Origin of the sequence: Natronolimnohabitans sp. A-GB9 (genome assembly GCF_030848565.1) — an archaeon.
GTDB lineage: Archaea > Halobacteriota > Halobacteria > Halobacteriales > Natrialbaceae > Natronolimnohabitans.
In genome coordinates this window covers 1-9,565 of the sequence record NZ_JAVDDV010000044.1, presented here as the reverse complement: position 1 = coordinate 9,565, position 9,565 = coordinate 1, and the positions used below count along the sequence as shown (strand labels likewise).

7 protein-coding genes, 1 tRNA gene and 2 pseudogenes are annotated in these 9,565 nt (G+C 54.1%); 6 read left to right on the top strand and 4 right to left on the bottom strand.

The features are described from left to right. Window positions 1-369 precede the first annotated feature (369 nt). Window positions 370-444, top strand: a tRNA-Met gene (locus tag RBH26_RS20970). Between the two features lie 439 nt (window positions 445-883). On the opposite strand, the pseudogene RBH26_RS20965 reads toward RBH26_RS20970, so the two are convergent. Then, a pseudogene (locus tag RBH26_RS20965) lies at window positions 884-1,726 on the bottom strand (hypothetical protein). 979 nt (window positions 1,727-2,705) lie between these two features. On the opposite strand from RBH26_RS20965, the gene RBH26_RS20960 reads away from it, so the two are divergent. Continuing rightward, entirely contained in the window at window positions 2,706-3,938 is a 1,233-nt protein-coding gene (locus tag RBH26_RS20960) for an orc1/cdc6 family replication initiation protein (RefSeq protein ID WP_306760311.1), read from the top strand. A gap of 414 nt (window positions 3,939-4,352) precedes the next feature. Here RBH26_RS20960 and RBH26_RS20955 read toward each other — a convergent pair whose 3' ends face one another. Next, a complete protein-coding gene (locus RBH26_RS20955) occupies window positions 4,353-4,958 on the bottom strand; it encodes a helix-turn-helix domain-containing protein (RefSeq protein ID WP_306760309.1) in 606 nt (201 codons plus the stop codon). A 152-nt stretch (window positions 4,959-5,110) separates the two neighbouring features. On the opposite strand from RBH26_RS20955, the gene RBH26_RS20950 reads away from it, so the two are divergent. Next, on the top strand, window positions 5,111-5,659 hold the full coding sequence (locus tag RBH26_RS20950) for an NUDIX hydrolase (RefSeq protein ID WP_306760308.1): 549 nt from the start codon (window positions 5,111-5,113) through the stop codon (window positions 5,657-5,659). Between the two features lie 148 nt (window positions 5,660-5,807). Here RBH26_RS20950 and RBH26_RS21410 read toward each other — a convergent pair whose 3' ends face one another. Both RBH26_RS21410 and RBH26_RS21405 read right to left on the bottom strand, forming a co-directional pair. Beyond that, window positions 5,808-6,485, bottom strand: a complete 678-nt coding sequence (locus RBH26_RS21410; RefSeq protein ID WP_345784091.1) for a zinc-binding dehydrogenase — start codon at window positions 6,483-6,485, stop codon at window positions 5,808-5,810. 75 nt (window positions 6,486-6,560) lie between these two features. Then, window positions 6,561-6,902 (bottom strand): annotated as a pseudogene (locus RBH26_RS21405) (alcohol dehydrogenase catalytic domain-containing protein); the annotation flags it as partial. Window positions 6,903-7,113: 211 nt separating this feature from the next. On the opposite strand from RBH26_RS21405, the gene RBH26_RS20940 reads away from it, so the two are divergent. The 3 genes from RBH26_RS20940 to RBH26_RS20930 are packed head-to-tail and all read left to right on the top strand — an operon-like array spanning window position 7,114 to window position 9,481. Then, window positions 7,114-8,496, top strand: coding sequence for a Rieske 2Fe-2S domain-containing protein (locus RBH26_RS20940; RefSeq protein WP_306760306.1), 1,383 nt, complete (start codon window positions 7,114-7,116; stop codon window positions 8,494-8,496). Continuing rightward, on the top strand, window positions 8,493-9,017 hold the full coding sequence (locus RBH26_RS20935) for a 3-phenylpropionate/cinnamic acid dioxygenase subunit beta (protein ID WP_306760305.1): 525 nt from the start codon (window positions 8,493-8,495) through the stop codon (window positions 9,015-9,017). The genes RBH26_RS20940 and RBH26_RS20935 overlap by 4 nt, the downstream gene beginning before the upstream one ends. 50 nt (window positions 9,018-9,067) lie before the next feature. After that, window positions 9,068-9,481, top strand: a complete 414-nt coding sequence (locus tag RBH26_RS20930) for a hypothetical protein (RefSeq protein WP_306760304.1) — start codon at window positions 9,068-9,070, stop codon at window positions 9,479-9,481. Window positions 9,482-9,565: the final 84 nt, after the last annotated feature.

Below are 9,565 nucleotides of genomic sequence, written 5' to 3'. Positions count from 1 at the left end.
TAAATCGGACTCCAATAGCAATGACCTCCGGCAGGATCAACCGGAATGCTATAACTCCCCTAATAGGGAGGGTATGGCGGTGAATGTTAGTACACACTCACACATGGGTCCACGTTCGGTGACTGCGATCGAGAACCGATCGGGCGTCACCGAACTACCAAGGCTCACATCAGACCCCATCTGTACGGCGGACCGCAGGGGTAGGGTCCTCATCTCCTTCCATTAACTGGATAATCGCTGGGTACTACTTAAGGCCTCCGAACTGGAACTCGGAAGGTAGTTAGCACCATATGAAACATATTGGCGTGATTCATAGACGGACGAATACGAATAGCAACTCTTAATCGTGCTCGGCAAAGAGGGATGAACAGCGGGATGGGATAGCCAGGAGATTCCGGCGGGCTCATAACCCGCAGATCAGTAGTTCAAATCTACTTCCCGCTATTTTCTCGAGGGAGATATTCTGTCGTTGGCAGACGAACGATAGTAGCTACTGAAAGTCAAGGCACACCCGGTCGCATGATAGCTGTGCAACCACGGACGCCGCCACTTCACGGGAATCCGTTTAATCCAGCCGTCGTGGTCGGTAGCTGTCGGCCATTCCAAATGGCCGTTACTCCTATCCTCGGCGTCATCGACCCCCATCTGTTGGTTTTGCCAGCAGGGGTCGCTGACACGTCGACGGACTCGGAGGTATCATCGAGCTCGCTCGACCGACGGGCACCGAGACGAACTTTCGACGACGTGGTATTGCGCCTGTTCAGCGTATAAGCGGACGACGACGCCCGTCAAGGTGTTCACCGCCCATCCTCACACGACCGGCTGTTCACTCGAGAGTCACTCAGCAGACAGCGTGTCAGTCAACGACCCCACCCTACTTCGCTCACCCTGACGGGTTCGCTCGTTGAGGGTGGGGCTTGTCCGTGGACTCGGCCTCTGACTCGTCAGAGTACGGGGTGTATCCCCGATTCGGCGTCACCGTCCCAGACTTCAGGGCGTATTGACTGACGCCCCTCCCACGCGAGGACTGTTGCTCGCGTCGGAGATCCACGCACGCGCTCGAACTCCCGTCGCTTGTGGTTGAGTTCACCAGCCGAGAAAAAGCGGGCCGTGCTGGTGACGGCGATTTCGTTGACGCCGAGGTCAACACCGAGAACCGTTCCGTTCTCGGTCGCTTCGTCGGCAGTCTCGGGCTTGCGGAAGCCGAGATGCAAGTACCATTCCCCGTCTCGATAGTGGAGCGTGGATTCCGTCGGCCCCCATTCGTCGCTGTCGAGGTATTGGTGCTGGTAGCCGTCCTCGTCGTCAGGTAGTACGAGGTCGGCTCGAACGCGAGTGTGGTTGCCGTACGTGGTGAGCGACACTTGCTCTTTGTCGTGGAAGACGGTCATCGTCCGACCGTCGTAGGTGACGGTCGGACTCGTGTACGTGGGCTTGCTGGCTTTCTTCCCGTCTTGACGACGGGAAATGCAGGATTTGATGTTCTCGGCTGCTTGGTGGCACGCGAGAATGGCGTGTTGGCTGCCGAGACTCGTGTTCTCGCGTACGTCGTCGTAGGCGAGGTTTTGTACGTCGGACGTGGAGTGACACCGCTCCCACGTCTTGTCCACGGCAATCTGGCATCCCTGTTTCCACTCCTCGATGGCATCTCGGAGGAGTGACTCGTCGGTGGGGATACGGCGAGCCGCGTGATGGCGGTTCGGCGGTGGTAGTCGTCGTCCGACAGTTAGTTAATATTGCGAGTTGTCGTTTCCTCCCCGCCCTACTGCGTCCTCAGAACGCGAAGCGTTCTGATGTGCGAACGAGAGCTCCGCTCTCGTTAACGCTACTCACTCGCTTTGCTCGTTGCGTTGTCGTCCGAGAGACGCAGTCTCTCGTGGTCACGAGAATCTTCGATTCTCGAACGACTCCTTGAGGACGGGGACTCCACTCGATAGAGTTGAGTATGTCATAATACGTCCTATCTATTTTCTGAAGCATACTGACGAACATCGCTGTGACTGCGGCACCGACCGGCAATCCAGAGAACTCATCGAGTTCTGCGGTAAGGACATTCGTTGTCTGTCCGTACCACCCCCACCCCACGTTTCCGTCGTATCGAGACAAGACGTGGATGGGTACCAGAAGAAATGAGAGGACCCACACCCCGCGTTTCCGTCGTTTCTTGCGGAAGGATACTGAACACACACAGAGTTAATTTTTGATTATGTTAGGGAGTCTAATTTAACATTGTGCGGTTACTCTAATACTAGATGCCATGGTTCTAACCGCTAGGTTGAAGTAGTCACACTGAGTATAGTCCACTAAGTGAAATTCATTTAGAGATAAAACGAAGATTTCTTCGTTTTATCAGTTGAAACGAAGATCAGACTGGATTATCTACTTAGCAGCTATCGTGGTGGAAAGCGTCTCTCTCAACAGTAACTTTCTTTTGAACGTCTCCTTCAACTCCACGTCTCCCATCTTCCTGAGTTACGACGGAAACGTGGGGTGTGGGGGTAGATCAGAAAATTCCTCCTATCTCTCTCATTCGCCCGATATCGGCGTTAATTACGACTTACGTCGGAAATCCGGCTGTCATGTTAGAAAATCTATTCCTGCTGTTATAGCTCTAAACCGTTCGAATCCTCGAGAATAACGTCGGAAACGAGGTGGTGTCACACCCACTAGTTTTATGCTCTTCCCGCTCACACACGTCATATTGAATGACATCTGGCTCTCCATCCAATACCGTCGATGATCCGCTTTTCGAGGCGGGCCATCGTATCTTCTCGAACAAGGATCTCCTGAAAATCGGACACGTTCCTGAAGCCGACCGTATCGTCGGTCGCGACGAGGAGATATCGAAGTTAGCGAAACGACTCAACGGTGCGGTTCACGGGTACTCTCCGGAAAACGTGATGATCTACGGAAAGACTGGAACGGGAAAATCGCTCGTCTCGAGACACGTCTGTCAACGCGCGCAAAACGCAGCACAGGATGGCGTTTCGATCGGCACAGCGTACATCGACTGTGCAGAAGACAATACGGAAACACAGGCTATTTCCTCTCTTGGCGCAAAACTAAACGACGAATCTATCACGGATATCACTGTCCCTCACACGGGACTCAGTACATCGAAGTATTACAAATTCCTCTGGAAAATACTCGATGCGCAGTTCGACTCGGCTATCATCATTCTCGATGAGATCGATCTGATGAACGACGATAGTCTGCTGATGAAACTCTCTCGAGCCGAGGAAGCAGGAAAGATCGACTGTAGTATCGGTATCATCGCTATCAGCAATAAAATCCAGTACGTTGATAACACGAACGAGCGCGTCAAAAGTAGCTTCCAGCACAAGGAATTGTTCTTCAAGCCTTACGACGCGAATCAACTCCGAGAAATTATGCGTAACCGAGCGGATGCGTTCCAAGACGGCGTTCTTTCCGACGACGTCATACCACTGTCCGCTGCGTTTGCCGCCCAAGAACACGGTGACGCTCGAAAAGCGATCGATATTCTTCGTCACGCGGGTGAGGTGGCCTACGAGGACGGTGCTGACAAGGTCCAAGAGGAACACGTCCGCCAAGCACAACAACACGCCGAAAAGGACCGGTTTCGGGAACTCATCAACGGCGCGCCCACACAGGCGAAGGCTGCGCTCCTTGCATTGACAGAACTCAGTGTGAACTCCGAGGACGATGCGTTCCTTACGAGCCGTGTTTACGACCAGTACGAACAGATCTGCGAATTCCTCGATATGGACGTTCTCTCCGTTCGCCGCTTCCGTGATATTCTGAAGGAACAGGCGTTTCTTGGGATCGTCGAGATCGAGAAAATCAATAAGGGGAGCGCAGGCGGTATTCACTTACAGAATCGGCTGATCGAAGATCCTCATGTCGTCCGTGAAACTATCCTCGAGGATACCCGTATGCAAAATTGGGATCAAGACTAGACGTCCGGACTATCGAAGACGTAGTATACGACGGAAATCCGGGGTGGGGTGTGTGGAAACGACGGAAACGAGGGGGGTCCGGATATCGACGAAGATATATGATGTACGATAAGTGGGAAACGATTTTGGAGTACGTCGGAGACGACGGAACCGTGGGGGGTGATGTGCGCAGAAACGACGGAAGCCCGGGGGGTGGGGGTGTGCGGAAACGACGGAAATGAGGGGGGTCTGGATTTCGGCAGAAATAGATACGCAACTGATGGAAACCCCGTGTACGTCGGAAACGACGGAAACGTAGGGTGGGGTGTACGAGAACCATAGAAGCGGACGATTCCAAAGCCCACGACGAGAGCCACTCGGCGGACACGTCGGAAACGAGGGGTAGGGGGGAGGGGTGGTCCGTGCCGTCCTCTGTTACGATTGTTCGCCTTTGCTCCTATCAGCCGTATCTAGAACTGATTTTCCGTCACTGCTTGGTCCGTTTCGATTTTCGAGATAGCCTCTCCCTTCTTCAGTTTCGGAGAGCATGTCGTCGAAGATTGCAGCATCTGTCTTGAACTTATGGAGATGGTGAATGGACGTCGTCTCGAACTCATCGATGAGTTCGCCGTGTTCCTCGAAAAATGCTGTCACCCAGTTGTCCATCTGCTCGTTTGTCCGAAACTGTGTGATCAACTGCCAACGATATTTACTATCTGCATTGAAGAACATTAGTACGTGAGGATCCTCAACGAGCATCTCGTGGCAGTCTTCCCAGTTCTCCTTGAAGTTCGGATAGTGAAACCCGATACGGAAAATATAGTGCTGAAAGAGTGTTCGCCGCGGAATAACGGTTTTCCGAAAGAGATCGTCGGACTGCATCTCCCGTAGGAGCGTGTTGACGTGGTTATGTGAGAGGTGGATGTCGTACTCCTCATCGAGGAGATCGCTGAGTTCTCGACTCGAGGCGGTCGGATTTGCAACTCGAGCTTGAAGCAGAGCAATGTCGCGCGGTTTTATATCGTCGGATTCGTCACCCATACTCGTCTTCGGATGTACTCGCTACGAAGGTAAAAAGCCGCTAGTACTACGATCGCTAACAGCTGCTGGCTTCGAACTACAATTCACTTTTCGTCTCTTTCTCTGTCGAGGACTTATATCCCGTCACGCTATACCTCCAAAGGGCGATATCCATGGCTGACGATACCACACCTCCTGACAAACAGGAAACGACGGTTCCGTATTCGGGTGAGAGCTTCGACGTATGCCGAGAGATCGTGGCTGGCGACCACGAGGAGTTTGCGGTCGAATATCTCGATACCGACGATGCGGTTACCGTGATTGCATTCACACCGGACGATCGCGTTCTCGTCGTCGAAGAGTGGCGACAAAGTGTCGACCGGTTCGACATTGGGCTTCCAGGCGGCCAACTCGAAGCGGATGATGCCGATCCAGCGGAGGCTGCCTCTCGAGAACTCCGTGAAGAAACGGGCTATGAGGCCGACCGACTGATTCCGATGCAATCGTTCGAACCACTCAATAGCCTGCTTAATACGACCATTCACCTCTTCGTAGCCGAAGGATGTCAACCGACAGGCACTCGGGATCCCGACGTGGATGAGCAAATTCGAGTTCGAACGGAACCACTCGAGACACTCATCGCACAGATACACGACGGTACAATAATTGATATGAAAACTGCAGTAACACTCCTTTATTACGATTCTACATATGATGTATGATCATTGATGTATACTGGAGAAGGAAGTGAAATCGGCGTGTCGGCTGCTTGGATGCAGTAGCTGTAAACCGCCCCGAGTCGAGTCGTTCGAAAATCGTCGACTTCCGAACGATCCCGTAACATCCTCCCCGACAGCCTGGAAACTGATCCTACGGACCCGGATCAAAGCGAACGACGTTACGAATCCCTTCTCCTGTCTCGAGTGCGCCGAAGGCGGTGTCAAGATCCTCGAGTTCGTACTGGGCGGTAAGGATCGCGTCTAGATCGAGATCTCCGTTCTGGTACATCGTTATGTATCGCGGGATATCGACGTGTGGCCGCGTGAAGCCTACGATGTTGCCGACGATCTCGATACCGCTAGTGAACAGACCGAGGTCGAGTTCGACGGGATCAGAATCACTCGTTCCAGTGACAACAGCTGTTCCCCCAGGGCCGAGTGTCTGAACTGATTGTTCGACTGTCGTTGGTGACCCAATGCACTCGAACGCGTAGTCGACGCCACCTGCGTAGTCTCCGATAGCAGCGACGGGATCCGTGGTAGACGCATCGACTGTATGCGTCGCGCCGAGTTCTCGCATCGTCGCTAACGTGTCCGCATCGAGATCGACAGCGATGATCTCGCCAGCACTAACCGCATTCGCAGCGAGAACGACCCCGGCACCGACTCCCCCACAGCCGAAGACGGCAATAGTGTCTCCGCTCGCGACCTCCGTGATGTTCGTGACTGCCCCGAGTCCCGTTGTGACACCACAGCCGAGAAGTGCACCGATTTCGAGAGGGACGTCGTCGTCGATCGGAACGACCTGCCGTTCAGGAACAACGGCCATACTCGCAAACGATGACTGGGCGTAGAAGTGATTAAGTGGCGTCCCGTCGTGACTGAGACGTCGCGTTCCATCCATCATTCGGCCGCGAACTTCCGTCCGTGCTTGACAGAGATACGAGTGGCCTCGTCGACAGTATTGACACGTGCCACACGATGGAAGTACCCAAAGGACGACGTGGTCTCCGGGACTCACCGTGGAGACGTCGTCACCGACTGTTTCGACAACCCCGGCGCCTTCGTGACCGAGAACAACCGGGAAATCGGATCGATCACTCGTATACGCGTGATAGTCCGTGTGACACACACCGGTCGCGCGTATGTCTACGAGTACTTCGTTCGGCTTTGGATCGGCGAGAGTGACGGATTCGATGGTGTGTGTCTCCGGCTGGTGGACGACTGCTGCCGTTATTTCACGCATTCGTTACCTCCTCTGTTGGCAGTAACAACGATTCGAACCTGTGTATCATGTGGGCTCAACACACGCTAGTTACACTACTTGCGTAATATATCTTGGCCAATCAGAATACAACCGACTAGATTTCTAACTTCTATATTACAAACGTGTCTAATAGCCCCTACATTTAAGTACTTCACCCCCGAACGTCGATGTGTATATGATGACAGATGACATGCCAGAGGAAACAGCCGAAACCTTACGAGAGGCCAGGGATGCGTTAGACGATGGCTTCTTTCCGCTGAAGCTCTTTCAGGACGAGGACCTTCACGAGTTAGAGGTCGAACGAATCTTCGGACAGTCCTGGGTGCTGATCGGGCACGAATCCGAGATCCCGGAATCGGGCGACTATGCACGTCGATATATCGGGGATGATCCGTTCATCTTCGTACGCGACGAGAGCGGTGAAATCAATCTTCTGTTCGATAGCTGTCGGCACCGCGGGACACAGGTTTGCCGAGCTGAACAGGGCAATACGTCGCACTTCAGATGTCCTTACCACGGGTGGACGTACAAGAACAACGGAGAGGCCGCTGGAATTCCACAGAAGACCAAGGCCTTTCAGGAACTCGACCGCGAAGAGTACGGTCTCGCTCACGTCCCTCGACTCGAGTCCTACGAGGGGCTCGTATTCGCATCACTGGCCGAAGACGGACCGTCGCTCGAAGAATGGCTGGGTGACTTCAAGTGGTACCTGGATATCCAGTTGAAGCTTCCGGAGGGAGGGATGGAAGTCATCGGCGAACCACATCGATGGGTAATCGACGCCAACTGGAAAACCATCGCGGACAACTTCAACGGCGACAGCTATCACACAGCGTGGGCCCACGGCTCCGTGGTCGATCTCGAACTCGGGGGTGAAGAGACCGTCGGCCACGCTGGGACCGGCGAGAGTATGGACCGTCACATCCACTGTGATGGGCATACGACAAGTATTCGTGGCTTCGAGGACGAGGATGTCTTCCTCACGTATCCTGATGAGGTCGTCGACGACCTGTTTACTAAGGACGGACTATCGGAAGCACAGTGGCAGGTCGCTCGGCAGGCACTCTCGTTTACTGGGGCGATATTCCCTAACTTCGGATTCTTACACTTCGGAGACACCACGGATGATCCGAACAAAGACGTCGCACCCTTCTTTACCATTCGAAAGTGGCGTCCCCTCGGGCCCGAGCAGATGGAACTCTGGAGTTGGGGTCTGGTCCCGAAAAACGCACCCGATTCGTTCAAAGAGCGGATGTACAAGATGTACACGTCGAACTTCGGCCCGACTGGAAACTTCGAACAGGACGACGTCCCTATCTGGAAGAGTATTACTGAAGCGGCCGGTGGCCAGTTCGCTCGCAGCCAAAACCTCCAGTTGAACTACCAGATGGGCATGGACTGGATGAGCGAGATGTCCCTCGACGAGGAGTGGGACGGCCCTGGGTTCGCCTACACCGAGAACTTAGAGGAAGGCGGGATGCGTCTGTTCCACGAACAGTGGTACGAGATGCTCGTCGGTAATGACCGGGAAGACGGTATTGGCACGTCGATGAACGTGGAGGTGGAATCATGAAACTTAGCGGACGAGAGGACGAACTCGAGGAACTGCTCGTCGAACGGGAGGTCAGGCAGTTTCTCAATCACGAAGCGGAACTGCTCGATGCTCGAGAACTCCACGAGTGGTTTGACCTCATCGCTGAGGATATCAGCTACCACATGCCTCGTCGACTGATGCGAGAGAACACGGCGGAGGTGTTCAGCGGGGATAGCTATCACTTCGATGAGGACTATGGTTCGCTAAAGGCCCGCGTCATGCGCTTTGACTCGGAGTACGCTTGGGCTGAGCGACCCCCGACGCGGACCGAACGCTACGTGACGAACGTCGTCGTCACTGACTACGACGACGAGGAAGTCGAGGTCGAAAACAATCTCTTGGTTTACCTGAGCCGTGGTGATAGTGAAGATCACGACTTCTATTCAGCGAAACGAGAGGATACGCTCCGCCGACATGGCGACTCGTTCGAGATCGCTGACCGGAAGATCCTGATCAACCAGACGATCCTGAGCACGGATAACGTTTCGATCTTCTTATGACTGATCCGACGACGGAAAATCAGTATATCGACGTCGCCGACGAAAGGGTATTGAGCGACGGTACATCGTCAGTCACCGTCCGTCATATCAAGACTCCGAAAGGCGAACGACTGGAGATACGGTCTGCGACTGACGCTATCAGGATCGACGCGATTGGCCTCGAGAGCCTCTCGTGGCAGGACCAGGACGTGTTCTCCGACTTTCTCGGCTACGACTACGACCTCGCGCCGAGTTCGGAGTCCGACGAAACTGTTGCCACATTCACCATCAGCAACGAGTATGCCGATGTAGTCGTTCGAGTCATCCAGACGGCCACCGGGAAGCAGCTGTGTATCGAGGCGCCGAAGAAACAGTTCAGCCTCCGTGCCGACGTGACAGGACTCGAGGCACTGGCTGAACAGGACAGTCGCATCTTCTCGGAATTCCTCGAGACGCCACACGGTCCCGATGGTCATGCCCACTGAACGCGACCCAGCGAACCGATCAGCGATCACAGAACGTTATTGAAATACATGGTACGAGATAAACGCAGTGACGAGACAGGATTC